The 23,098-nt window shown below is 61.0% G+C and carries 22 protein-coding genes, 1 tRNA gene and 2 pseudogenes; 12 read left to right on the top strand and 13 right to left on the bottom strand.

The features are described 5' to 3' along the window. Positions 1–38: 38 nt before the first annotated feature. From BLR66_RS10770 to BLR66_RS10780, 3 genes are read right to left on the bottom strand one after another with little or no spacing between them, the layout of a single operon-like run. Positions 39–1,481 (bottom strand): HesA/MoeB/ThiF family protein, encoded by a 1,443-nt coding sequence (locus tag BLR66_RS10770; protein WP_218119627.1) that lies wholly within the window; start codon positions 1,479–1,481, stop codon positions 39–41. Then, the gene (locus BLR66_RS10775) at positions 1,463–1,846 is read right to left on the bottom strand and encodes a hypothetical protein (protein ID WP_218119628.1); all 384 of its coding nucleotides are present in this window, start codon (positions 1,844–1,846) and stop codon (positions 1,463–1,465) included. The genes BLR66_RS10770 and BLR66_RS10775 overlap by 19 nt, the downstream gene beginning before the upstream one ends. Positions 1,847–1,856: 10 nt before the next feature. Continuing rightward, complete coding sequence (locus tag BLR66_RS10780; protein ID WP_143014619.1) at positions 1,857–2,108, bottom strand: multiubiquitin domain-containing protein; 252 nt, start codon at positions 2,106–2,108, stop codon at positions 1,857–1,859. A 117-nt stretch (positions 2,109–2,225) separates the two neighbouring features. Here BLR66_RS10780 and BLR66_RS10785 point away from each other — a divergent pair, with 117 nt between their 5' ends. Genes BLR66_RS10785 through BLR66_RS10795 form a run of 3 tightly spaced genes read left to right on the top strand, consistent with a single transcriptional unit; the run spans position 2,226 to position 4,301 of the window. Next, entirely contained in the window at positions 2,226–2,594 is a 369-nt protein-coding gene (locus BLR66_RS10785; protein WP_093285760.1) for a helix-turn-helix domain-containing protein, read from the top strand. Positions 2,595–2,623: 29 nt separating this feature from the next. Then, positions 2,624–4,099 carry a hypothetical protein gene (locus tag BLR66_RS10790; protein ID WP_143014620.1) on the top strand — a complete coding sequence of 492 codons (1,476 nt, stop codon included), beginning with the start codon at positions 2,624–2,626 and terminating at the stop codon, positions 4,097–4,099. A 16-nt stretch (positions 4,100–4,115) separates the two neighbouring features. Continuing rightward, on the top strand, positions 4,116–4,301 hold the full coding sequence (locus BLR66_RS10795; protein WP_093285769.1) for a hypothetical protein: 186 nt from the start codon (positions 4,116–4,118) through the stop codon (positions 4,299–4,301). Between the two features lie 342 nt (positions 4,302–4,643). Here the strand turns inward: BLR66_RS10795 and BLR66_RS10800 are convergent, their stop codons facing one another. After that, the gene (locus BLR66_RS10800) at positions 4,644–5,660 is read right to left on the bottom strand and encodes a serine/threonine-protein kinase (RefSeq protein ID WP_218119629.1); all 1,017 of its coding nucleotides are present in this window, start codon (positions 5,658–5,660) and stop codon (positions 4,644–4,646) included. A gap of 19 nt (positions 5,661–5,679) precedes the next feature. Beyond that, on the bottom strand, positions 5,680–6,138 hold the full coding sequence (locus BLR66_RS10805; protein WP_093285777.1) for a hypothetical protein: 459 nt from the start codon (positions 6,136–6,138) through the stop codon (positions 5,680–5,682). A gap of 493 nt (positions 6,139–6,631) precedes the next feature. Here BLR66_RS10805 and BLR66_RS10810 point away from each other — a divergent pair, with 493 nt between their 5' ends. After that, a complete protein-coding gene (locus BLR66_RS10810) occupies positions 6,632–7,885 on the top strand; it encodes a hypothetical protein (protein WP_093285782.1) in 1,254 nt (417 codons plus the stop codon). A 925-nt stretch (positions 7,886–8,810) separates the two neighbouring features. Here the strand turns inward: BLR66_RS10810 and BLR66_RS10820 are convergent. The 5 genes from BLR66_RS10820 to BLR66_RS10840 form a co-directional block, all read right to left on the bottom strand. After that, positions 8,811–10,079, bottom strand: coding sequence for a DUF4417 domain-containing protein (locus BLR66_RS10820; RefSeq protein ID WP_218119630.1), 1,269 nt, complete (start codon positions 10,077–10,079; stop codon positions 8,811–8,813). After that, on the bottom strand, positions 10,076–10,426 hold the full coding sequence (locus BLR66_RS10825) for a hypothetical protein (protein WP_093285794.1): 351 nt from the start codon (positions 10,424–10,426) through the stop codon (positions 10,076–10,078). Before BLR66_RS10825 ends, BLR66_RS10820 begins: the two co-directional genes overlap by 4 nt. Then, positions 10,426–10,911 (bottom strand): hypothetical protein, encoded by a 486-nt coding sequence (locus BLR66_RS10830; RefSeq protein WP_093285798.1) that lies wholly within the window; start codon positions 10,909–10,911, stop codon positions 10,426–10,428. The genes BLR66_RS10825 and BLR66_RS10830 overlap by 1 nt, the downstream gene beginning before the upstream one ends. A gap of 962 nt (positions 10,912–11,873) precedes the next feature. Continuing rightward, on the bottom strand, positions 11,874–12,662 hold the full coding sequence (locus BLR66_RS10835; RefSeq protein WP_093285802.1) for a tyrosine-type recombinase/integrase: 789 nt from the start codon (positions 12,660–12,662) through the stop codon (positions 11,874–11,876). Positions 12,663–12,848: 186 nt separating this feature from the next. Then, positions 12,849–12,925, bottom strand: a tRNA-Met gene (locus BLR66_RS10840). Positions 12,926–13,044: 119 nt separating this feature from the next. Here BLR66_RS10840 and BLR66_RS10845 point away from each other — a divergent pair. The 3 genes and pseudogenes from BLR66_RS10845 to bfr all read left to right on the top strand — a co-directional run. After that, a pseudogene (locus tag BLR66_RS10845) lies at positions 13,045–13,566 on the top strand (RNA pyrophosphohydrolase); the annotation flags it as partial. A gap of 138 nt (positions 13,567–13,704) precedes the next feature. Further along, on the top strand, positions 13,705–13,926 hold the full coding sequence (locus tag BLR66_RS10850; protein WP_093285806.1) for a (2Fe-2S)-binding protein: 222 nt from the start codon (positions 13,705–13,707) through the stop codon (positions 13,924–13,926). A 108-nt stretch (positions 13,927–14,034) separates the two neighbouring features. After that, the gene (gene bfr, locus BLR66_RS10855) at positions 14,035–14,505 is read left to right on the top strand and encodes a bacterioferritin (protein WP_093285810.1); all 471 of its coding nucleotides are present in this window, start codon (positions 14,035–14,037) and stop codon (positions 14,503–14,505) included. Here bfr and BLR66_RS10860 read toward each other — a convergent pair. The 3 genes from BLR66_RS10860 to BLR66_RS10870 are packed head-to-tail and all read right to left on the bottom strand — an operon-like array spanning position 14,478 to position 19,468. Next, positions 14,478–16,895 carry a hybrid sensor histidine kinase/response regulator gene (locus tag BLR66_RS10860; RefSeq protein WP_093287778.1) on the bottom strand — a complete coding sequence of 806 codons (2,418 nt, stop codon included), beginning with the start codon at positions 16,893–16,895 and terminating at the stop codon, positions 14,478–14,480. The genes bfr and BLR66_RS10860 overlap by 28 nt on opposite strands. Positions 16,896–16,915: 20 nt before the next feature. Beyond that, complete coding sequence (locus BLR66_RS10865; protein ID WP_093285814.1) at positions 16,916–18,787, bottom strand: EAL domain-containing protein; 1,872 nt, start codon at positions 18,785–18,787, stop codon at positions 16,916–16,918. A 60-nt stretch (positions 18,788–18,847) separates the two neighbouring features. Beyond that, a complete protein-coding gene (locus tag BLR66_RS10870; protein WP_093285818.1) occupies positions 18,848–19,468 on the bottom strand; it encodes a DUF4126 domain-containing protein in 621 nt (206 codons plus the stop codon). 186 nt (positions 19,469–19,654) lie between these two features. Here BLR66_RS10870 and BLR66_RS10875 point away from each other — a divergent pair, with 186 nt between their 5' ends. The 5 genes and pseudogenes from BLR66_RS10875 (at position 19,655) to nudC (ending at position 23,048) form a co-directional block, all read left to right on the top strand. Continuing rightward, complete coding sequence (locus tag BLR66_RS10875; protein WP_176943841.1) at positions 19,655–20,371, top strand: DUF6776 family protein; 717 nt, start codon at positions 19,655–19,657, stop codon at positions 20,369–20,371. Between the two features lie 58 nt (positions 20,372–20,429). Then, positions 20,430–20,783: pseudogene (locus tag BLR66_RS10880) on the top strand (polymer-forming cytoskeletal protein); the annotation flags it as partial. Between the two features lie 125 nt (positions 20,784–20,908). Then, positions 20,909–21,646 (top strand): DUF6776 family protein, encoded by a 738-nt coding sequence (locus BLR66_RS10885; RefSeq protein ID WP_255402455.1) that lies wholly within the window; start codon positions 20,909–20,911, stop codon positions 21,644–21,646. A 57-nt stretch (positions 21,647–21,703) separates the two neighbouring features. After that, positions 21,704–22,090, top strand: a complete 387-nt coding sequence (gene erpA, locus BLR66_RS10890) for an iron-sulfur cluster insertion protein ErpA (protein ID WP_093285827.1) — start codon at positions 21,704–21,706, stop codon at positions 22,088–22,090. Between the two features lie 34 nt (positions 22,091–22,124). Beyond that, positions 22,125–23,048 carry an NAD(+) diphosphatase gene (gene nudC / locus BLR66_RS10895; protein ID WP_093285832.1) on the top strand — a complete coding sequence of 308 codons (924 nt, stop codon included), beginning with the start codon at positions 22,125–22,127 and terminating at the stop codon, positions 23,046–23,048. Positions 23,049–23,098: the final 50 nt, after the last annotated feature.

The raw sequence follows: 23,098 nt of genomic DNA on the forward strand, positions 1-23,098 counted from the left end.
CCACCGGACAAAAGCTCGCTGGTGAAATCTACCGGTGTTTAACGAGATGTTGGCAGTTCCGCTCCGTCTCCTCGTGCAAAACGCGACGATGACGTGGATCCGCATTCCGTGCACTCGCTATTGGGAGTCAGCTTCTGGTCCACGACGCGGCGCTCCATATGGTGCACACGGCGCGGGTTGGCGGCGACGGAAGTTCCGAATAGCCCGAGGAAGGAAAACAGGAAATCATTGGCAGCAATGGAAGCGCCTACGGCGTTGAGGGTGATAACGCTGGGGTTCGTCGCTCCGGACCCATAGTCCTGGTCGCGGCGCTCCTCACCGGACTTGGATTCCACAGCCAGTTGGTGCCGGTCGATCGTATCCGAGCACCATAGACATCCGGTTCCGGGCAATACCCAACGAGTCACCGTAAACACTGAATCCAGAGACTTTCCGTCTTTGCCCGGCGTCACCAAGGATCCGATCTGTATTCCGGGTATGAAGTATTGCTGGACAATAGCGTTGAACACTAGCCGGGCCCGCATGCTATCCGCGGCAAGGAACATGAAATCGCAATCCAACACCTGGCGAGCGGCGGAATCGGTGGCAAAGTCGTCTGCGATGGGTGTGAAGTCGATCCCGGGATTGGCCTGTTTCGCAACACGCTTGGCGATGTCGACTTTGCGGCGCGGATACCGGAACAGGAGGCGTTTGAGGAATTCTGGGATCGGCCAGGAAGGCCCGACGACATCGGTAGTCGTTGCTCCTATCACCCTGGATAGGTTTGTGACATCGATGGTGTCCGGATCGATTACGATCAAGGAACCTACGCCCAACCGCGATAGGTACTCGACTAGCAGCGAGCCAACACCGCCAGCGCCGATGACAGCGATCTTTGCCTTGCGCAGAAGCTCCTGCCCACCCTCCCCGAACATTTGCACCTGCCGGTGGAACTGGATTGCGGCAGCATGCGAGCTGCGATCTGCTTCCGCATACAGGCGTCGGATGTTGGGGCCGGCGATACGGGTCTCATGGAGTTCGCATCTAGTACCGTCCGGAAACCAGATATCGCCGGCAACGGCGTTCTTTGCCATGACGATGGCACCAACGGGCATGCCTTCCGCGAGATCCAGTAGGGCCGGATGCCCGCGCTCGTGGGAGTCAAAATCGTCCCGGCTGAACCCTACGTAGTCGCGCCCTCCGTGGTTGTGCACGCCGATGTAAACAAGGCGCTCGACGCGTGCGCGGCGGATTAGCGGACGCATGAACTCCGCCCGGATCATCTTGTGCCCGTAGTTGCCGTTCACATGATCGATGCCATCGACAGCGAGGTGAAGCTCCCGAACGAGCAGGCGAGTCCTGCCGCCCATTTCGACCATGCCGGCAAGCATGACAGCGGCATGTTCTTCGCCATCGCCCGGGAACAGGTGCTCGTAAAGCTCGTCGAAGACGCTTTGCGAAAAGACCAGGGAGCAATCTCGTTTCATAGCGAATTCAGCCACGCCAGCACTTTGGCAAACTTGAGCGCCGGCGTTTCAACGATAGGGTCGCGGCCATTACTGCGGCGCGATACCTGCACCGATAGCTGACCCATGAAAGTGTGGTTGGGAGTTACGGGCGCCGTCAGGTCCGTTCCGTCCTTCCGCGACAGGTCTCCACGGACAAAAATGGGATAGACATCCGCGTAAGGGATCTGAGCTGGTAGGTGTCCGGCCAGCCACGTGTCGTTTTGGGTAAATGCAGGGCCGAGGGCAACGGGTCCGAATCGAACCCGCGCCCCTCCCTGATCGTCCGGTTCGACGACGAACTCGGCCGGTGAAAACCGAGTACGGATTTCCTCCAGAGCCACTGCGACCTGAGCGTTCATGGGCAGTCCCTCAGGAATGGTCGTCATTGCAAAGGACATCGAAACGTTCGTGGTGATGCACCTTGATCAGCTCGTCGTCCTTGACGGCCACTTGCTGTCCGTTGCTCAGGTCATGGAAAACCAGGAAGTCGAGTTGGATGTTCAGACCCTGGGCCATGGCAGCCTGTTTGATCTGCAGGCCGGTGACCTCTTTGTCGGGGACAGTCACTGGCTTGCCATTGACCTTGATCTCTATAATTTTCGGGGGCTTGGGATCATTCATCTTCAAAACCTCTGGCCCTGGCCACGACACAGATCGTGATTGCTACCTTGACCGGTGATTGCAATATAGCAATTGCATTTCAGCCTGTCAATTGCTATTGTGGGATATGAGGATCCTATGACCGACAACCGCCCGCGCTTTGACGGCGCCACTTATTTCCAGGCTCTTGAGGCAACTGTCCAAGCTCGGGGCATGCGCTGGAAGGACGTTAGCGCCGAGACTGGCATCAGTGCCTCCACCCTCTCTCGAATGGGGCAAGGCAAGGGGCCAGATTCAGCTAGCTTGGCGACTCTGGCCGCCTGGTCGGGACTTAACCCTGCGGATTTCGTTTCCCTGGAGACGCGGTCGGCCGAGGCTGAGCCATTGGCACAGGTGTCGGCCCTGCTCCGGTACGATCCGCGACTGAGCCCTGCGGCGGCCGACATGCTGGATCAGATGATCCGCTCGGCCTATGAACGTCTGGCGGATCGGCCGCACTCAGAGTAAGTTGCCGCGTTAGGACGTCCCATGGCCGCGTGAGCGGCTATTGCTTTGCTCGCTACGGGAATCTTGGGGGTTGGGTGCATAAGTGGATCGCAATTGCGACGCCGGATGATTACGCCCAATTGGCGTCGATCAAGGAGCTCCAATCCGCGGCGAGCACCATCGTCGAACGTCTCAAGGAACATTTGACCGACAAAGTGAAGGGAGTGCTCGTCGAGTACCCCTATGTCGACAAGGACTATCGGAGCACCTACTACGGCTTTTACGCCAAAAAAGGCCAGCGTTATGACCCGTTCTGCGTGCGCCTCCATTTTTTCAACGATCGGGTTCGCCTTACTGAGGACCTTACCCTTGAAACGACTTCGAACAACCTGAGCAAGGACTACTTCGGCTACATGATCGTGCGCCCAACGATCATCACGCCGATTGGACGCACCATCCTGTCGATCGACATCGTCAAGGAATTTTCCGGCGCGATCATAGATGCGAAATATACCGTCCATGTGCTCGGCTACCGTCTGGAAGTCAACGGGTTTCCTTTCATGCAGCAGCACACGGATATTTCGGTGTGCGCCCACGCCGCTTGCTGGGGCATTCTTCGGCATTACAGCGAGCGCTATCGCGCCTATGCGGAACGCCTGGTGTACGACATCACAAAAATGGCTGGAAGTGGGGACCCCGGCGGCCTTACACCTTCCCGAGGCCTTGTCGTGCCGCAAGCCTCGCAGATTTTCTCTCAGGCGGGTCTATATCCGGACGTTTACGGACGAAGGCAATTCAAGGCGAATTTCGAGCGCCTCATGATGGCTTACGTCGAGTCCGGCTTTCCTGTTTTTGCTGCAATGCAGAGCCGTCAGCACGCTATTTCGGTCATTGGTCATGGTTCACCCGATAGAAATGCTCTTCAGGCGAGCCAGGCTCCGCAATATGCGTGGGACGCAACGCAGTCGTTCTACGTGGTAGACGACAATCGAATGCCATACCAGCTCGTTGATGGACTCGATGCTGCCGATTACAAAATCTCTGACATCGATGCTTTTATTGTTCCGTTGCCTGAAAAAATATTCTTTCCTGGCGAGGCGGTCGAGCGCCATGTAGAGCATCTTCTCAGTAACGGCATCCTGGGTCTTGATTTCAGCTTCCTGGTCAGTCCGGTTATCCGCTACTTCGTGACGACATCGGCAGCGCTGAAACGGTATTTCAAAGACAATAAGTCGCAATTTCCGCCAGACCTTTACACAGCGCTAGTTGAACTGGTGCTTCCGCAATTCGTCTGGATCGCGGAACTCGCCAGCCTGACGGAGTGGCAACACAAGAGGTTCAATAGTCTGATGATCTTCGATGCGACAGCGAGCGCTCTTGAGCCGCTCCCTTATTTTGTCGTAATGGATCAGAAGAGGGCGCTAATCTTTGACCGAGCCATTTCAAATGGAGCTGGGTATATTGAGTTCGGCGACCACGTGTTGAATCCGATGAGTGAATTCAGAAACCTGCAGTCGCGACTGTAATCGAGGGAGATTTTCCATGGCAAATGACAGATCCAAGTCCGGGTACATCTTCACGGAACGAAAGAGCTACAAAGCCGTCGATGTGGGTGCGCTGAGCGCGCACATCGAAAAGGTTCAAAAAGATGTAGTTCCAAGGATCAAGGAGCAGGGGGAGAAGAAAGAAACGGGTGCGCACCGGCTTCGATTGAAAGGCATAATTTGACGCTGGTTGGGTCGATTCGCTCAGCCCCAAGCGCGCTTGGCTCGTTGGCGGTCCCGTCGCTTGTATCGAAGGGCCAAATGCGGCAGCGTTATGGTCTGGAGTGTCGTCAGGTTCGTATTGCAACATGCGCGCAACACAATTGATCACGCATCTCCATTCAAAGAATGGAACTACCGAGCTAACACGCGTGATTTTCGGGGCCAGGAAAAATAGCCCGCCTTGTCAACATCGAAGTTGCGTTGATCCTTTAGTTCCTTTGGCGATACTTTCAATCGGACGCCTGTCTGTACAAGCGCCGTTCTGGACAGATAGGTATCTTTTTCGTTACGTATCTTCTTCACGTCAGTTCTCCCGTAGGAAGCGCTTCGTCGCTTGTCGACTGAGTGCGGCGACACAATACTCGTTTATCCGTCGTTCCTGTCCTTCGACTCGACCTTTCCTTGCAATGGAGGCGCCATCGGGTCCGACGTCCAGGTAAAGGCTCATGCCGTCAAGCTTCTTCATCCAATGCCGGCCCGCAGCATCACGAGAAAATTGCCAATCCAACAGCTCGCCATCAAGAGGCGCCAGATCGTTCACAATCTCGATAACCGAACAATAGCGCTGCTCAACGGCCAGCAAGCATTTTCGAATAACTCGAATCAATGGATCGGGAATATTTTCTGGGAAAGTATCATTTGACGTATTGGGAAACTGGCCACCAACAACCGCTTGACTGAATGCATCTCTATCAAACTCATCATTGACATAGTGTGAAGCGAACTGGCGATCGAACTCCGCGTCGCCAGCGCACATTCTGAACAACGTCAGCCCAACCTGATAGATGTCGTATCGATGATCGTATTCCTCGTCCAGAAAAAATTCGGGCGGTGCCATCTTTCCGTAGTGCTTACGCTGTTCGGCCAGTCCGTTGAGCCCTCTTGATTTAGTGAGGCCGAAGTCCGCAATCAGTGCCTCGCCTCGCTCCGAGAGCAAAATGTTATCGGGTTTGACGTCGAAGTGGACGAGCCCCTGCGAGTGGATGTGATGCAGGCCGCTGAGAAACTGAGTCGCCAACACTATGATTTCGCGAACGGTCAAGAACCTCTGATCCATTAGTCGCTTCAACGATCCATTCACATAATGTGGCATTGCAAGGTAAATGTGATCAGGGTCTTGACATGCGTAATGGATAGGAACCACGTTCGAATGCGCCGCTGCGTAAATGCAGCTCGACTCGCTGAAATACTGGTCAGCATCAAGGGTTTGCTTCTCTATCTTCTTGATGACGAGCTGGGCATCAAGCTGGGGATCGTGCGCGAGGTATACCTGCGAGTTCCTTCCCTCAGCGCCTATCTCCTGCCCAAGCTGGAATTGCACGTCTGCGATGCTATATGGCTTAAGCATGTTGGGCACCTAATGCCGCGAACACCGCCTCACGGGCTTCGGGCTTGAGATCAGTCCAGTTCTCCACTTGTTCAAATGCGACTTCATTGTTCACATAGCGTTTGAACTGGTCGCGCGGAAACCCAAGTCGTCTAGAAACGTTGGCGATCTGGCCGGAGTAATAGCTTTTCAAACAGCTACTCGCGAATGCCTCTTGAATGACGCCTTCGATCTCGATGCGCTCGATGCTCTTGGTCTTTGCGCTGCTTTCAGTGATTCGTAGACCTGCATGCTCGATGGAGTATTCGCGGATCACATCCAGGATGTTGTTGCGCACGTACTTGAGTCCATCCGGAGTCGAGAGTGCTTTCGGAATCTTGATGGTTTCTACATTTAGAAGTGCGCCCGCCGCAGCGTCATACACGGCAAACGTCACCTCACCCGGCTTAGCCCGAACTCCCATGGTATTCATTAGAGCGTGTCATCCCCTTGACTTTCGGCAGTGTAAGGCAATTTCTGGCCATGTTGTGGTGGACGGTTAATAACGCACTGACCAAAGGCAGGTGAGGCCAAGAGCAAAAGGCGCATGTATGCAGGTTGGTGACGGGACATCGGAGCCCTAGTAGTTGTGTATAACTTCGTTCGTTGCTGTCGAAGGAATGCAGCGACTGCTAGCACACCGCATGCTAGGTATCTTCTCCCGATCTCGGAAATAGGAGTATCTGGTGTGAAGTATTTACGTTGCGCAGCGATCGTGCGAGTGCTGAGATGTGGTTGGGGTCCCGATGGGCGGAGCATGGCGAGGGCAGCAGGCTGGCTTAGCGCTCGCGTGTTTCAAAAGTTAGCAAGAATGGCTAATCGCCAGCGCGTGTGCTAACTGGGCGCACCCAACGGTTCGACCTGAGTTGATGGTTAAGCGTGTCCTTTCGATTTTTTACCCGAGTCAACAATAGGGTAGTGCTGACATGAAAATGACCTCGGTAAAAATAGGTATTCCGTTCGCTCTTTCACTAGCCCTAGTGTCAGGGCCCGCATGGGCCCAAGAAGACGCTCCTACCGAAACCGAGCGCCTCCAAGAGGAAGTCAACCGACTTAAGGCGAAACAGGAACTGCAGGAACTGAAGTACGGAAAACCGCTAGAGGGCAAGGCAGGAGACATAACGGGTGCAGAGAACGTGTCAGGAATTGCACAACAGAAAGCATTGATGCTGGGCGCAAGAACCGCAAAAGACCTCGCCGAAGCTGTACAGGAAGCCGTACAGAAAGAAACGTCAATCTGCGCTAAGTCAGTGCTTGTGACTGACGACAGTGCAGTGGCTACAAAGCTAATGCTCGCCAGGTCCATCCAGGAGAATCTAGAGAACCTGGATTTGCGTATCAAGCTTGCTGACAAACAGATGGACAAGCAGTTGGGATCTCGAAACCTAATAGCGTTTTCAAGCATTGTACTTGGCGCGGCCGCCATCCAAGGCATCGCCGGGACCATTGTGGGCATAACGAAGCTCTTCCGGGCTGACTACACCATCAATTCCTTTCAGACAAAGAACGACCCTGATTGGATTGCATCGCACTTCCTTATGAACGTGAATTCTTTTTGCCTAAACGCGGATGCGTCACGCAAATCCTGCCCAGTTGCCTACTACTCTGATCGCCTACCTACAACGTCTGCAGGCTCAAAGCTAGTCGGGCAGATCAACGAACTGCTCGCTTCCGCGACGAAGCTGCAGGGGAAAGTCGATAGTTTGTATGGAGACACAAAGGTTCCTGCGGAACTGGCGCGCAAAGCCGAGGCTGCGTCGATACTGGTGGCTGTAAAGAAGCTACATTCTTCGCTTCTTGATGGGGGTGCATCTGGTGTTGCTCCATTTACGGCTTTATCAGCGTTCATGAGGGCTACTACCGATCAAAGCTGCATCGTTCGTCTGATCGACACGGCGCCCAGTGGTGTCGCGATGACAAAGAACACCATCCTTGGTAAAGGCGGCACCGTTTACTTGCATACCGCCGCCCAACTTGCCGCGGTTGTCACCAATGCGGAGGGTGTCCCGCTTTATACCGCTTGCCGCCAGAACTCATTGGCCACGACTGTCAAGCTATCGGCCCTTGCACGCAAGGCAAACGGTTATGTCGCTCCGCCCTGGGAGGGGACTGATGGCATCACGCAAAGCCTCGTGGATTGCGGATCTGACATTACTGCCGTTATCGCGCGCAAGCCTTAGTCCGGCGCACCTGACCAGACGCAAACCCCGTAAAGGTTTCTGGTGGGAACTAGGCAGCGCCTTATGATCCGTGACCACCGGCTTCGTTCCATTAACGGTCGACCTCTTCCCGTGCGACGTGACGCTTGCAGTGCTTGATTTCTGGCGCGGTACTACGCTCAAGCAGGTCACTTGCCTTCGAGGTGGCCCAATTCTTGCGTAAGTCGAAGGGGGCAAACAGCTGTATCGAGGAAGAAACATGGGAACTCGGCATGAAGCCCTTCTGCAAGCAGGATTCGACGTCATCGACGACCTGCTCTGGCAAGCGGAACGGGGGCAACTTATTGGCCACGGTCCGGTTCCTTTGCGACGATCTGGCCGTATCGGCCCTGTGGTCGAGCTGATGTACGCGCGCCAGGCGCGACCAGCGGAATATGCACAGGTCTCGGTAGACATACCCTTTGCGCGTCTAGTTGGGGACGCGATGGATTCCGCACGAATCAGCGGCGGCGGCTTCAACGATGTGGCTGGCGTGTTTCCTTTGGGCAGGGGGATCGGGGGAGGGCATGCAGAGGAGCAATGGGAACAATGGGCACTGCATGCGCAGAACTCAGCCGTGGCCCATGGGCTTGATCGTTCTCTGGTTGATGGGCTAATCGGGGCGCTTATCGAACTGCAGGACAACGTCTATCAGCACAGCGAGGCGCCAGCGTCCGGCATGGTCGCCTATGCAGTTGCACCCGGAGCGTTTGAGTTCGTCGTGGCCGATGCCGGCGTCGGGGTCTTGGCCAGCCTCATCAAGAATCCTGAGTTTGCCGAGCTGAGGGATTCGGCCGAGGCTCTAAAAGTTGCGGCGTCGGACGGTGCTTCCCGTTTCGATCGCAGCACGGGCCATGGCTTTGGAATCGGACAGTTGTTCAAGGCGCTCGCCCGGGACGCGGGAGAGCTACGCTTTCGGAGCGGGGATCACGCGATGCAGATTCGTGGCGACCAACCGAGCCTGATCGGCAAGGTGGATACCGTCCAGAAGGCCTGGCTGGATGGATTGATCGTTTCGGTTCGTTGCGCGGCGAACGAGCCGGCTGGGAATCCGTAGTTTCGGATTAGCCGTGGGCGGCGACTCGTGGAATCTGCGAACGAGGAAGGCGTTGTGGGCGAGTAGCTCATCCAACGGCGAGCCCTCCGGCGTCAGGGCCGAGGTCCACTTCAGTTTGTCGCCCATGATCCTGGCGCGGCGGCGGCATCGCATCTTAGAGAACGATTCCGTCTCCAGCAGCGTCACACTGGAAAAGTGCTGCGTCAGCATATGAAGCTTGCGGGTGCCACCTCGCATAATGAGGGCAAGCGGCCGGCCCACGTTCGCTGCAAGCGTGCACAACTGCTCGACATGCCAATCGATCCGTTCCGGATGGCCGCAGCCAGTCGCGAACTCGAACGCCAGCGCTGAAATCTCTTCGCGTTCAGCCACCATCGCCTGCCAGTTACGGTAGTCCTGTTCCGTTCGCGCATTGACGTGCAGCGCGGCGGGCAATCCGGCAGCAGCCATTTCAGCCCAAGTCAGAGCGATGCGCTTGATGGCGTGCAGATTGTCGGTCCGGGGAACGTCGGTCAGAACGCTGTAATTCGGGCTCGTGACCATACCTATATCGAGCTTCGCCAGATCGTGCAGGATTTCCTTTCTGTTCTTAAGCTCCCACCACCGCTCGATGTATCGGTCCTTCTCGACGCCGCTGAGCACGATTTGCGCATCAGCGGAAATGCAAAAACGTTCCGCGAGCTGTTCTCGCGAAACGACGTGAAGCTTGCCGTGTTGCAGGTCAATGACCCGGTACAGAGGGAGCGCGATAGTCTCGGCCTGGAACCTATCGTTCCTGCCGGTTCGGTGCTCGATGAAGGGGATGACCTTCGGCAGGGGCGGCATCGGGACAGGCGCTGCGCGAGGCACGTCATTGAGTTTCAGGCTTACCACCTCCCGCACGCTCTGCACGAAATGCTTGGCGTTGCTGCGGCAGACCCGATCGCATGCCGTCTTGTCAGTGCAGTTGCACAGTGCGTCGCAGTCGTACAGGTCGGCACCGTTGTGCATTCCGCCGCAATGGGTTAGTTGTGGACACTGTGTGCAACCAAACGCGAGGGGATGCTGTGAGGCGTCGTCCCTGAGGCTATTGGGATCGCGAAAACTTTTGGCAAGGCGGATATCCAGAGACCGATTCATCTCAAGGACACCTCCGCGTTGTCACCGAACAAGCCCACGCGCTCGATCACGCCTTCGGCGTATCCTCCGCAACCGGCGATCGCGGCCAGGGCTTCGGCGGGTGGCTTGGTGATACGGCCGACAGGGCACCGTCCTCTGCTGATGATTAGGTATTCGCCGTCGGGCTCGACGATGTAGCTGTCGCCGACTTTGACCCCTGAATCAGGCAAGAGCTCGGCGGACACCATGCGCAATCCCTCGCTGATCGTGAGATCAAGCAGCGTGGGCGTCTTCATGCGATCGAGCCCGCCGTCCCAGCGCCGTTTCCACGGTTTGCCGGTCTGGTTGCGGATATAGTCGAGGCCCATCAGGAACCCTCCAGCACCAGACGAAATGACTTGGTCTTTCCCTGGCGGGTTTCCACGAGCAGGCCTTTCGCGGCCAACCCGGACAGGCGGTTGTTCCAGGCTGTGGTACCGATGCCCGTATCGGGGAAGCGATCGGCCAGCTGCGGTGCCGTGGACATTCCCAGTTCGCGGACCTTCTCAAAGGTCTGCCGCTGCGCCGGATCAAGTTCACCAATGAATTGCTGGCGGATGATGTTGTCTCTTGCGTCGAGCCAGCAGCACCATAGGACATCGTTGAGCGCCTTGACCAAGTGCTCCAGTTCTTCGAGAACGGTGGGCTCGGGGTTGGTAATGATCGGATAGATGTTTTGCCGAGATGAGCGGGTGAAATCGCGGTAGCCGATGACACTTTCGCGCAAGAAAGATACGGTGGCCACTTCGATGCCGGCGAAGTCGAGAAAGACCTTTTCCGGCGCCGTCCCGGCAGGAGTGGCGTCGATCAACATGGCCAGCAACTTTCGTCCTGCAGCGGACCCCGCGAGTACGCGGGACTGACTGGCGAGAGATTGGATATGTAACTTCATTTCACTAACCTCATCTGTTATAGGTGAGGTTAGTGATACAAGTTCGGCGTGTCAAGTCGGATCTGGGAGTACGTCGCGCGCGAAGCAGCTTGGAAGCACGGGTGACCTTGGCCCGGGCTGATTGAAGTCCCAACAGGCCAAAAGTTGGGCTACCGCCCGGATGGGATTTCGAGCGAGGGCCGGTCTGCTACCGGTTCCGTAGGTCGGGTCGGCAGCCAGCGCGCTGATCGGCGCCGTCCCGGCTTTGGCCGATGCGCTGACTCTGGAGAGGGTACTCTCGGAGCCTCTTGCGGGTGTACGGCGACCAATGGGTGGGGCAAAGGTTGGTACCGGCTGGAGGACGCCCTTTTCACCCGCATGTAGCAGTGGCCTTATCTAGGCGATGTGCTTTAAAAGGTACTTTGACGCCCTTAAAGTGCCCTTTAAAGCACTTTGTGATAGAGGACGTGGCGACAGCGAAAGTACCTGAACAGCCTGCGATTCGCTCCTCTGAGGTGTTGTCAAGCTGGACAACACATGGTCCAATGCACTCAACCACTAACCCGGCCTGACCGCTTCGACAAGAACGAGGGGGCGACCGGGGGCAAAAGCCGCCGCAAGGCGGTTTTTGCATTTCTGAGCCAAGGAAGAAAAATGGCTAACCCGGTCGTACTGCGGACGCGGATCTATATCGACGGGTATAACCTGTACTACGGGTGCCTGAAGGGCACCCCATACAAGTGGCTGGACCTAAAGGCTCTCTTCGACCAGGTACTTGCCACCACGTTATTTGAGCAGAACGACCTGCCAGCACAATTTCTGCTGCAGCCTCCAGCCATCAAATATTTCACCGCGCCGATACTCAAGAACTTTGCGAAAGCGGCCGATTCGGTTGCCAGCCAGGCTCAGTATGGATGGTCCAGATCGAATTCCGACCATTCGGCCGCCCGCAGCTCTCCAGGGCGTACGAACAGCATCGGCGCCAGTTTCAAGGCACAGGCGACGGGGAGTGTGCCAACGAAGCCATCTATGGCCCGAAGCAGTCCGCCCACTTGGACAGGATCGGTGATGGTGGGGAAGTTGTGCTTTCGCCGTGAGGGCAGGGTGGCGCTAAGGTCGGCTGCTGGGTCCCTCGATGCGTACTCCGCGGCGATCGCGTATTTGAACACCCGGCTCAACTGGAACCGGAGGCGATGCGCCTGTTCCAGATGGCCACGCTTGGCAATCCGGTCGAGCAGGGGGCGGATCTCGGCCACACCTACCTCGGTGATGGGCAGCTTGCCTATCCAGGGGAAGGCATGGTTCTGCAGCCGGTCCCGTTCCTTGTCGTGTTGCTTGGAGGTCCATTCAGGTGCTTTGACCGCCAGCCATTCACGGGCGATGACTTCGAAGCTGTTGGCCGCACCTTCCTTACGGGCGGTCTTGGTCGCCTTTCGTTGTTCGCCGGGGTCCAGTCCGCGAGCCAGGAGCTTGCGGGCTTCGTCGCGCTTGGCGCGGGCATCGGCCAAACCGGTATCGGGATAAGTGCCCAGACTGAGCGTGTTGCGTTGGCCCGTCAGCGGGCGACGGTAGTCCCAGCGCCACCAGCGAGCACCATCAGGTTTGAGCAGCACGTACAGACCGCCAGAATCCGTGAGTTTGGCCGGCTTTGCGCCGGGGATCGCCTTGCGGATCGCGATATCGGTAAGAGGCACGGAGAGGTCCTTTGACGGTAACTGCCTTTTGGGCTTTACCAGTTACCGTCAAAGTTACCGTCAGTTACCGTCGGATTTCTACCCGCTGGGTCGCACCGCATCGGACAATAAAAAAGCCGGAAGGCCCGTTCTTAAAGGGTTTTCCGGCTCTTTTTGGACTGCGTTGGACGTCTTCAATGCACGGATTGGTGGCTATGGGTGGACTCGAACCACCGACCCCAGCATTATGAGTGCTGTGCTCTAACCGGCTGAGCTACATAGCCGTGCATTGAACCGCGCATTTTTCCTGCCTGACCCGCGCCTGTCAATGAGAACCTCTTTGCTTGAGACATCCGCTTGGGCGTGGCACAGTCGGAGCCAGTAGATTTCAGGAGTCCGCATCGTGATCGATCCGGACGGCTACCGACCTAATGTCGGCATAGTGTTGATGGGCCCGGATGGGCGGGTGTTCTGGGCGCGCAGGGTGCGCCGGGATGGCTGGCAGTTCCCGCAGGGCGGCATGAACACCGATGAGACGCCGGTCGAGGCCATGTACCGCGAATTGCGCGAGGAAACCGGCCTGCTGCCAGAGCATGTCGAGATCCTTGGCGCCACCCCAGGCTGGCTGCGCTACCGGCTGCCGCACCGCGCCGTGCGCCACAACGAACGGCATGTCTGCATCGGCCAGAAGCAGGTGTGGTTCCTGCTGCGGCTGGTGGGGGACGAGTCCCACGTCCGCCTGGATCTCACCGAAACTCCCGAATTCGACCACTGGCGCTGGGTGGACTTCTGGTACCCCATGGAGCATGTGGTGATGTTCAAGCGCGGGGTCTATGCCCGCGCCCTGCGCCATCTGGCCCCCTTCGCGCGCCTGGTGGCCGGTGCGCATGCGGTGCCGCAGATGCTGATCGATGCCTGGTTGCCCGAACTGGGCGGGCCGCGCCCTGCTTCCCGACCGCCAGCCAAACGCGGCGGCAGCGGCGGTCCCGGCAAGAATTGACAATCATTCTCATTCGCGATGGAATAGGCACAGTCCCACCGGGACGCCAGGAATCCATCGAACGTGTACGTCTGCATCTGCAATGGAGTCACCGACCACCAGATCCGCGAGGCCGCCGCCAGCGGCGTGCGCAGCGTGGCCGAACTGACCATGCGCACCGGTTGTGGCGCCACCTGCGGTACCTGCCTGGAGACGGCTGCCGACATCCTGGAGGCCCACGCGCCCGAGCGCCGTAGCGCCTTTTCCGTGCCGATGCTTGGCGCCGGCATTTCCCAGGCCGCCTGACCCACCGCGCTCGTAAGCGGTTTCCGCCGCGAGATGAGCACGATTCGCGTTTCGTCATCGCTCTGCGCGAGCCGTTAACCTGCCCGCCTTCCCCACCGGAGCACGGCCATGAAGGGCGACGCCAAGGTCATCGAATTCCTCAACAAGGCGCTCTACAACGAGCTGACCGCGATCAACCAGTATTTCCTTCACGCCAAGATGCTGAAGAACTGGGGCCTGGGCGAACTGGCCAAGCACGAGTACGAAGAATCCATCGACGAGATGAAGCATGCGGACAAGCTGTCCGAGCGCATCCTGTTCCTGGACGGCCTGCCCAACTTCCAGATGCTGGGCAAGCTGCGCATCGGCGAGAACCCGCGCGAACTGCTGGAATGCGACCTGGCCCTCGAACTCGAAGGCCTGCCGGTTCTGCGCGACGCCATCGCATATTGCGAAACGGTCAGCGACTACGTCAGCCGCCAGCTGTTCGCCGATATCCTGGAGTCGGAAGAAGAGCACATCGACTGGATCGAGACGCAACTGTCGGTCATCGACCGCATCGGCGAACCGAATTATCTGCTGACCAAGCTCGAGGACTGAGCGGTCGCGTCGGAATCGCGATCGAGCTGCGCGATATAGCCTTGCAGGGACATGCGCGCGCGCGCGTATTCGGCGATCACCAGCGCCACCGCCACCGCAGGACGGTCCAGTTTCTGGGCGCGCGCGCCCAGCTCCACGCGCTTGGCCGCGGTCGATAGCGCCATCGCGCCGACGTTGGCGCTGGAGGATTTGAGGGTGTGCGCGGCGTCGCGCATCGCTTCCAGATCGGGAATAGTGGAAGCCGATTCCAGCCGGGCGATCAGCCGCGGCGCATCTTCCAGGAACAGGCCGATGATGCGCACGGTTTCGTCGCCGGCGATTTCCCGCAGCTCGTCCAGCATGTTGTGATCGAGCACCGGGAAGATCGAAGGTGCAGCCGGACGCGGCGGGGGCGGTACGGCCGGGGTGCCTGCATCGGTGACGGGTTGGACTGAGTTGCGCACGCCGAAGCTGGCCCGGCCCGGCAACCAGCGCTGCAGGCAGTTTTCCAATTGCTCGCGCGATACCGGCTTGGATAGATAGTCGTCCATGCCCGCATCCAGGCAGCGCTGCCGGTCCCCCGCCATGGCATTGGCGGTCATGGCCACGATCGGCAGGCGCATCGTCGAACCCTGCAGCACTTCCTGGTCGCGCCATTCGCGGGTGGCCGAATAACCGTCCAGCACCGGCATCTGGCAATCCATCAGCACCAGGCTGTAACGGCCCGTCGCCATTTTCTCCAGCGCGATCTGGCCGTTGATGGCGATGTCGCAGCTGTAACCCAGGACGGACAGGAGCTTTTCGCCGACCGCCAGATTGACGGGGTTGTCCTCCACCAGCAGCAGGCGGGTGACGGCGGGCGATCCGCTGACCGGATCGGTGGCGATGGACGCCTCCGCGCTGGACGGCGCTGGAATCTCCGTGTCCACGGCTGCCGGCGTTTTTTCCATCGCGATCGGATGATCGTCGCGCTGCGGAATCTCGTCGAAGCCCACGACCGGCGGTTGCAGCACCGGCGGCGCGAAAGAGAGGGCGGCATGCAGGTCGGCGCCATGCGACTGGCGCGGCAGCAAGATGCTGCCGTCGCGCAGTTCGTCGGGAATTTCCTCGTCGCCGTACAGCCAGACCATGCGCACTTTGTCGACCACGTTGTTGCGGGTGACGCCGCGGTGCAACGCGCGCGCGCTGGCGCGGATGGAGGAAAGATCGCCCAGGACGATGGAAAAAGTCGTCGCGCCGGGCGACTGGACCGAGCGCAGGCGCTCCAGCGCTTCCTGAGTGGTATCCACGCAGGTCAGCTGTATGCCCCAGCTTGGCAGCAGAATCGACAGGCGCTGGCGCAGGCGTGCCTCCGGACTGACCAGCAGGGCCCGGGTCAGTTCCAGGCTCGAATCCTGGGCGCGCATGTCGCCGATCACCTTCAGCAGCGGCACCTCGAACCAGAAAGTGGAACCGCGCCCCGGTTCGGAAAGCACGCCGATGCGTCCGCCCATCAGGTCGATGATGCGCTTGCAGATGGCCAGGCCCAGCCCGGTGCCGCCGTACAGGCGGGTAGTGGAGGCGTCGGCCTGGCTGAACGAATTGAACAGCCGCGTCTGCGCTTCGGCATCGATGCCGATGCCGGTGTCGCGCACCTCGAAACGCAGCAGGTGCTGAGCCGCGGTTTCGCCCAGCCTGCGCACGTTGACGGTGACCGTGCCGCGTTCGGTGAATTTCACCGCGTTGCCGATCAGGTTGCTGAGCACCTGGCGCATGCGCACCGGGTCGCCGCGCACGGGCAGGCGCACGGCGGGGTCCAGCTGCAGGTTGAGGCGGATGTTCTTGTTCTCGGCCGGGCGCTGCATCAGCTGCAACACGCCGTCCAGCACTTCGCGCAGATTGAAACCGGTGATTTCCAGTTCCAGCTTGTTCGCTTCCAGCTTGGAGTAGTCGAGGATGTCGTCGACGATGCGCAGCAGCTGCTGCGAGGAGGCGCTGGCGGTGTTGAGCATGTCGCGCTGGTCGGGCGGAAGGGCCGCGCGCGAAAGCAGGTCCAGCATCGGCACGATGCCGTTGAGCGGCGTGCGGATCTCATGGCTCATGGTGGCCAGGAATTCGCCCTTGGCCAGCACCGCCGATTCGGCCGCCTGCTTGGCCAGCAGCAGTTGCTGCTCCAGGCGGTCGTGGCGCTGCAGGTCCTTTTGCAGATTGTCGCGTTCGGACTCGGCCATCGCCGCGCGCGCTTCGGTGCCTTCGTAGTAGGCGGCCAGCCTGCGCATGCGCAAGGCGACGGCCACGCAGACGACCCCGGCCACGCCGGCGCTGGCCAATGCCACCCATGGCCAAGGCCCGGCGATGCCGAACCAAGGCAGCAGCAGCGAAGCCACGGTCAGCAGAATCGCCGCCAGCACCAGCCAGGGCGCGACGGGCATGCGCCCCAGCCTGCTCATTTCTAAAGGACCGCGTTGTGGAAGTCGAAGCCCAGATCGCTGCCGACTCCCTGCACCAGGTTGCCCTGTATGAAGTCGACGCCGCCCATCCACATCGCGGCCGCCGCTTGGGGATCTTCGATCTGCTGTCCGATCACCTGCAGTCCCATCCGGTGGGCCAGGTCGATCATCCCGCGCAGCTGGTCGCGCAGGGCCGGGTCGTTGTGGGCAGCGGCATAGCGGCTGGCCACGCGCAGGTAGCCGAGCGGTAGCTGGGTGAGCAGCGCTTCGGCTTCACGGCCGGGTTCGAACTGGCTGAGGCAGAACTGCACGCCCGCGGTCATCAGCCGGTTGCAGAACTGCCGCAGCGTCACCGAATGGATCAGTGCATCGTCCAGGCGCAGATCGATGATCAGCGAAGTGCCTTCGATGCCGCGCGCGGCGATGTCCTGCAGAAGCCAGTCGGCGAACGCCTCGCGCGCCAGCGAACGCGGCGATTGCGAGACGAACAGGCGCAGCAACCTGCCCTCGCTCTGGGATTGGGAAAGCAGATCCAGCACCCGTTCCATCACCTGCCGGTCCAGATCGACGATGCGGCCGGCCATTTCCGCTGCGGGTACCGCCTGCGCCGCGGGCACCAGCGTGCCGTCGGCCTGGCGCATGCGCAGAAACACCTGGTATTGCGCCAGGTTGTTGCCGGCGACCGAGACGATAGGCTGGTAAGCCAGCTCCAGATCCGCGTCCGATAGCGAGAACCCAACTTCGTCGCCGGCCTCGGGCGGCGTGTAGGCGGCGATGCCTTCGGACTGCTGGCGTGCCAGCAGTGCGGCGCGCTCGGTGGCTTCCAGTGCGCTGCCGGTGTCGGAGAACGTATGCGGTATCGCCGCGTAACCCACGGCTCCCGCCAGACGCAGGCTTTCGTCGGCGCGCACCGGGAAATCGTGCTGGCCCAGCCGTTCGCGCAACCTGCGCGCGAGCGCCGCCATGCTGTCGGCGTCCAGGTCCTTGGCCAGCGCCAGGAAACTGTTGTCGTTGAGTCGTGCAAGCGGATGCGGCGCGGCGGCCAGCGCCAGCTCCCGCCCGGCGGCGGCCATCAGGTTTTCGAAGTTGGCATACCCGTAACGCTCGCGCAGTCCCAGGGTGCCGCTGATTTCTATGAAGAACAGGCCGCCCGGCGTTTTTTCTTCCAGCGCGTTGCCCAGCTGCAGCATCAGGTAGGCGCGGGTGGGCAGGCCCGTTTCCGGGTTCAGCGTCAGCTGCGGAGCGGCGGTCAGCGGCACGCGCTGGCGCGCGCGCTGGATGCGGTTGGACACCGCCGCGATGAGATGGCGCGGGCGGATGGGCTTGGTGAGGAAATCGTCGGCGCCGCTTTCCAGCACTTCGTACTCGCGCTCCGGATCCGGGTCGCCGGTCAGGAACACGATGGGCAGGTGCAGCAGCTCCGGGCGCTGGCGGATCTGCATGGTCAGCGACATGCCGTCCCGCCCCGGCATATGCAGGTCCATCAGCACCAGATCCGGTTTGAAACGCTCGATCGCCCCGATCACCGAGTCCGGCGCCATCTCCACTTCGGCCTGCATGCCCGCGCCATGCAGCACGCTCTGGGCGAACAGCGCCTGTCCGCGGTCGTCTTCCACGATCAATATGCGGAAAGGCGTTTGGCCGGTTTCGTGTTTACGGGTGTCTTTGGCGGCGGCGGGCATGGTGGCGGTGGTCTCGTCGGCTGCGTCCGGTTTGGGGGCCGGAGCGTCTTTGGCGGCGAGGGTAGTCGCCGGCTCTTCCGCAGGCGCGTCGTCGGTCCAGCGACGCCAGTAATGCGACGGTGGCTTTTCGGCGCGCAGTCGGGAGCGTAAGGGCTCGTCCTGCGGACGGGATGTGGGTTCAATAGCTGACATCAGGCTTCCCCAAGCATGAGGCCCATTATGCGACGAAGTTCACAAGTTTGTGGGCGCCGGTCATGGCCCTGATCCTTCCACCGGTCCGGCCATGGACCGGGGACCTTGCATAAGACTGCGGAGTCCCCGCGACAGTTTGCGCCAGACCCACCATACCGCCAATGCCAGGACCACGCTGACCCCTACCACCAGCGTCAACGCCAGCCAGGGGTGGGCGAAGGCCAGCGACAGGCCGCCGACCACCACTACATCCTCGGTCACCGATGCGGTCCAGTTGCTGACGGGCTCCGGCGACGTATTGAGCAGGGCGCGCGAACCGCTTTTCAATAAATGGCTGGTCAGCGCCACGCCCGCCCCGGCCGCCAGCGCACCGGCGCCCAGCTGCCCATCGGGGGACAGCGTGGCCGCGGCCAGGAATGCACCGGCCGGCACCCGCGCCAGGGTCTGCAGCAGGTCCCAGCCCGAGTCCACGCCTGGAATCTTGTCGGCGAAGAATTCGGTCAGCGCCAGCGCGCCCGATGCGCCCAGCACCCACCAGGACTGAGTGACTTGCAGCGCGGGCGGCAGGTCCAGCCAGCCGAGCGCGCCGGCCACGCCCAGTCCGAACACGGTCAGGTACACACGGATCCCGGCCATCCATGCCAACAGGATCCCAATTACGAAAAGATGCGCTTCGGACATGAGAATGATTCGCCTAGACTGGGCACACCGGACGGTCACAGGGGGCCGTCCAACCGTTACCGAGTATAGGCCCGTTGCCCGGGCGCTACCTGAGCCGCCTCGGGTATCGCCGGACGCGTGTCCGCCTGGGGGCGAATGCTTTCCCGGGCTTTCCTCCAGTACTGAATATCCCCCGGAAATCCCCCGATGCCCGCGATCCCCTCCCGCTACCAGATCGTGCAACGCCGGCAGACGCGCCGCTGGCCCTGGGTCGCCGCAGTCGGCGCGCTCTGGTTGCTGTCGTTGGGGCTGGCCTGGCATTGGGCGAGCCTGCGCGCCGCGCCCACTCTGACCGAGGCGACGGCGCGCATGCGCAGCGCCGAGCGGCAGCTGGCCGATCAGCAAGCCCGGTTGAGGCAATTGAGCCAGCGCGAAACCACCCTGGCCGTGTCCGACAAGATCAGCCGCGACGCCAATGGCGATCTGCAGGGCGCCCTGGCCGAACGCGACGAAGAGATTTCCGCCCTGCGCGCCGATGTGGCTTTCTACGAACGCCTGGTAGGCCCCACCCAGCAACGCAAGGGGCTGAACGTGTTCTCCTCGGAGTTCGCCCCGGGCGTGGGCAGCGCCTGGCACTACCAGATCGTGCTGACCCAGAACCTCAACCGCGGCGCGATCAGCCAGGGCCGGATGCGCTTCGTGCTTGAAGGTGTGCGCGCCGGCAAGCTGGCCACGGTGGACTGGGCCGAACTGAACCAGCGGCCAGGCATGCAGGGGCAGGGATTCTCCTTCCGTTATTTCCAGAGCCTGGAGGGCCAGGTGATGCTGCCTAGCGATTTCACCCCGCAACGCGTGCGCGTGTTGCTGGACGGCGAAGACGTGGCGGTGGAACAGGCTTTCGACTGGAAGAGCGCCAATACCTGAGCGAACGCCACGTTCTTTTTCGCAACCCCTTTATTTTTAGTCGCCAGCGGAGACCTCCATGTTCAAGAACAAGCCGATCCATCACGACGGCCATGCCATCGATACTCTGATCGGCCCCCAGGTCACGATCCAAGGCGATCTGATCTTCAGCGGAGGCCTGTATGTGGAAGGCCGCATCTACGGCAAGGTCATCGCCGAAGAAGGCGAACGCGCCGTGCTGACCCTGGCCGAGCAGGGCCGGATCGAGGGCGAAGTGCAGGTGCCGGTGGTGATCCTCAACGGCCAGCTGCAGGGCGACGTGTACGCGGCCGAGCGCGTGGAGCTGGCGGCCAAGGCGCGGGTGACGGGCAACGTGCACTACAAGATCGTGGAAATGCGCGCCGGTGCGACCCTGACCGGGCGACTGATCCATGTCGATGCGGAAACGGCGGCCGCGCCGGTCGCCACGCTGGTGGCCTCCAGCGGCTGAATCGGGCGGGGAGGGGCGCTGGCCCCTTTGTTCAGAGGTTCCTTAACCCGCAAGGGCTATGCTGAGCCATGATCGATCCACCCGCTCCGGCCCAGGCCAAGCCGCAAATCCAACCGTTGACGCCGCTGGCGCGCGGCACTCTTTACACGACCGTCGCGCTCTTGCTGCTGGCGCTGTGCTTCGGCGGATGGGGGCTTTGGAAAGTGTTCGGCAACGCGGACGCTGACCAGCCCACGCCCGCACAGCTGCAGGCACAGCAGCGCAAGATCGACCAACTGGAACAGCGCGCCGCCACCCTGGCCCGTTCCGACCAGATCAGCCGCGACGCCAACGGCGACTTGCAAAGCACGCTGGCCGAGCGCGACGAGGAAATCGCCGGCCTGCGCGCCGACGTGGCCTTCTACGAGCGTTTCGTGGGCGCCACCGCCCAGCGCCGCGGCCTGACCGTGCACGAGCTGCAATTGCAGCCCTCCAGCGACCTGACCTGGCATTTCGTCGCCACCCTGACCCAGAACCTCAACCGCGGCGCAGTCAACGCCGGACGCCTGCAGGTTTCGGTGGAAGGCACCCATGCGGGCAAGCTGCAGCGGCTGGCCTGGGCCGATCTGCGCCAGCAGCCCAATGCGCCGGGCGTGGAATATTCGTTCAAGTATTTCCAGCAGGTCGAGGGCGACCTGATGCTGCCCGCCGATTTCAAGCCGTCCCGCGTCGCCGTGCGCCTTGTCCCGCAAAGCGGAAGCCCGCTGGAGCAGTCCTTCTCCTGGGCCGATTCGCTGGCCGGTGCGCCCGCCGCGCCTGCCCCCTGATGCGCCGATCGGCTGCGCCTGCTTGAACCGGCAGCCGTCCGGCCCCATCCTGATGCCATGAGCACGCTCGTTTCCCTGCCAGGCGCCGCGCCTGCGCCGAACTACCAGTCGTTGGACCGCCCGCTGAATTTCACGCATGCGGCCGCGGCCAAGGTACGCGAATTGATCAGCGAGGAAGGCAACCAGTCGCTGGCCCTGCGCGTCTATATCCAGGGCGGCGGTTGTTCGGGTTTCCAGTACGGTTTCGAGTTCGACGAAAACCGCGCCGACGACGATGTGGCGGTGGATACCGACCAGGTGACCCTGCTGGTGGATCCGTTGAGCCTGCAATACCTGATGGGTTCGGAAGTGGACTACACCGAGAGCCTGCAGGGCGCGCAGTTCGTGATCCGCAATCCCAACGCCAAGACCACCTGCGGTTGCGGAAGCAGCTTCAGCATGTGAGCGCGCGCCTGTCGCCGCGTATCATGCCTGCGCCGTGACCGACACCCGCCCCAAATTCCCCGCCGAACTTTCCGGATTCGCCTTTACCGGCGAACCGCTCAATCGCGCCGACGCCTTGCGCGACGATGCCGACGCATTGGCGCGGTTGTGGCCGCAAGCGCGCGTGATCGTACTGGACGCCGACGGCAAAGCCTTCGCCGATGAAACCGGGCGGTTGCTGGTCGCGACCGGCGCCGCGCTCGGCGGCGGACCGGGGACCGCGGTATTGCTCGGACTGCATGGCGACACCGCCTGGTTTTCGCTGGAAGCCGAGGCGCTGCCGTTGACCGCTCCGCAACGCATCGACTTGCGCCGCGCCGCCGCCTCGTGGCCCGCCGCCGAGGCCAGCGCTTTCGCCTTCGCACGGGCCATGCAGCACTGGCGCAGCCGCGCGCGCTATTGCGGTATTTGCGGCGGCGCCATCGAGTTCCGCCGCGCCGGTTACGTGGCCCATTGCAGCCAATGCGGCGCCGACCACTACCCACGGGTCGATCCCGCAGTGATAGTGGCGGTCAGCGATGGCGAGCGCCTGCTGCTCGGCCGCCAGGCCAATTGGCCCGCGCGTCGTTATTCGGTGATCGCCGGTTTCGTCGAGCCGGGCGAATCGCTGGAACAGACCGTGGTGCGCGAAGTGTTCGAGGAAACCCGCGTGCGCGTGCGCAGCTGCCGCTATCTGGGCGCGCAGCCATGGCCGTTTCCCGGCGCCTTGATGCTGGGTTTCATCGCCGATGCCGAACCCGACGCGCCGCAGGTGGACGGCGAGCTGGAAGACGCGCGCTGGTTCAGCGTGGAAGAGATCGCCGCGGCGCGCCAACGCAAAGGCGAGGATGCATCGGGAATGCTGTTGTCGCCGCGCATCTCCATCGCGCGTTCGCTTATCGAGCATTGGTACGAAGGGGTCACCGCCAGCAAGCAGTAGGTCGGGGCTACGCCCCCGACACGCGCTGATCCATTAGGTGTACGTGCGTC

Origin of the sequence: Pseudoxanthomonas sp. CF125 (assembly GCF_900104085.1) — a bacterium.
GTDB lineage: Bacteria > Pseudomonadota > Gammaproteobacteria > Xanthomonadales > Xanthomonadaceae > Pseudoxanthomonas_A.

Coding starts and splice junctions, on each gene's coding strand:
- BLR66_RS10795 (WP_093285769.1), top strand. CDS start 4,116: ATGGCAAATGACAGATCCAAGTCCGGGTACATCTTCACGGAACGAAAG.
- BLR66_RS10875 (WP_176943841.1), top strand. CDS start 19,655: ATGCCCGCGATCCCCTCCCGCTACCAGATCGTGCAACGCCGGCAGACG.
- bfr (WP_093285810.1), top strand. CDS start 14,035: ATGAAGGGCGACGCCAAGGTCATCGAATTCCTCAACAAGGCGCTCTAC.
- BLR66_RS10860 (WP_093287778.1), bottom strand. CDS start 16,895: ATGCCCGTCGCGCCCTGGCTGGTGCTGGCGGCGATTCTGCTGACCGTG.
- BLR66_RS10780 (WP_143014619.1), bottom strand. CDS start 2,108: ATGAATGATCCCAAGCCCCCGAAAATTATAGAGATCAAGGTCAATGGC.
- BLR66_RS10810 (WP_093285782.1), top strand. CDS start 6,632: ATGAAAATGACCTCGGTAAAAATAGGTATTCCGTTCGCTCTTTCACTA.
- BLR66_RS10825 (WP_093285794.1), bottom strand. CDS start 10,426: ATGGGCCTCGACTATATCCGCAACCAGACCGGCAAACCGTGGAAACGG.
- erpA (WP_093285827.1), top strand. CDS start 21,704: ATGAGCACGCTCGTTTCCCTGCCAGGCGCCGCGCCTGCGCCGAACTAC.
- BLR66_RS10830 (WP_093285798.1), bottom strand. CDS start 10,911: ATGTTGATCGACGCCACTCCTGCCGGGACGGCGCCGGAAAAGGTCTTT.
- BLR66_RS10870 (WP_093285818.1), bottom strand. CDS start 19,468: ATGTCCGAAGCGCATCTTTTCGTAATTGGGATCCTGTTGGCATGGATG.
- BLR66_RS10885 (WP_255402455.1), top strand. CDS start 20,909: ATGATCGATCCACCCGCTCCGGCCCAGGCCAAGCCGCAAATCCAACCG.
- BLR66_RS10805 (WP_093285777.1), bottom strand. CDS start 6,138: ATGAATACCATGGGAGTTCGGGCTAAGCCGGGTGAGGTGACGTTTGCC.
- BLR66_RS10865 (WP_093285814.1), bottom strand. CDS start 18,787: ATGTCAGCTATTGAACCCACATCCCGTCCGCAGGACGAGCCCTTACGC.
- BLR66_RS10775 (WP_218119628.1), bottom strand. CDS start 1,846: ATGAACGCTCAGGTCGCAGTGGCTCTGGAGGAAATCCGTACTCGGTTT.
- BLR66_RS10820 (WP_218119630.1), bottom strand. CDS start 10,079: ATGAATCGGTCTCTGGATATCCGCCTTGCCAAAAGTTTTCGCGATCCC.
- BLR66_RS10785 (WP_093285760.1), top strand. CDS start 2,226: ATGACCGACAACCGCCCGCGCTTTGACGGCGCCACTTATTTCCAGGCT.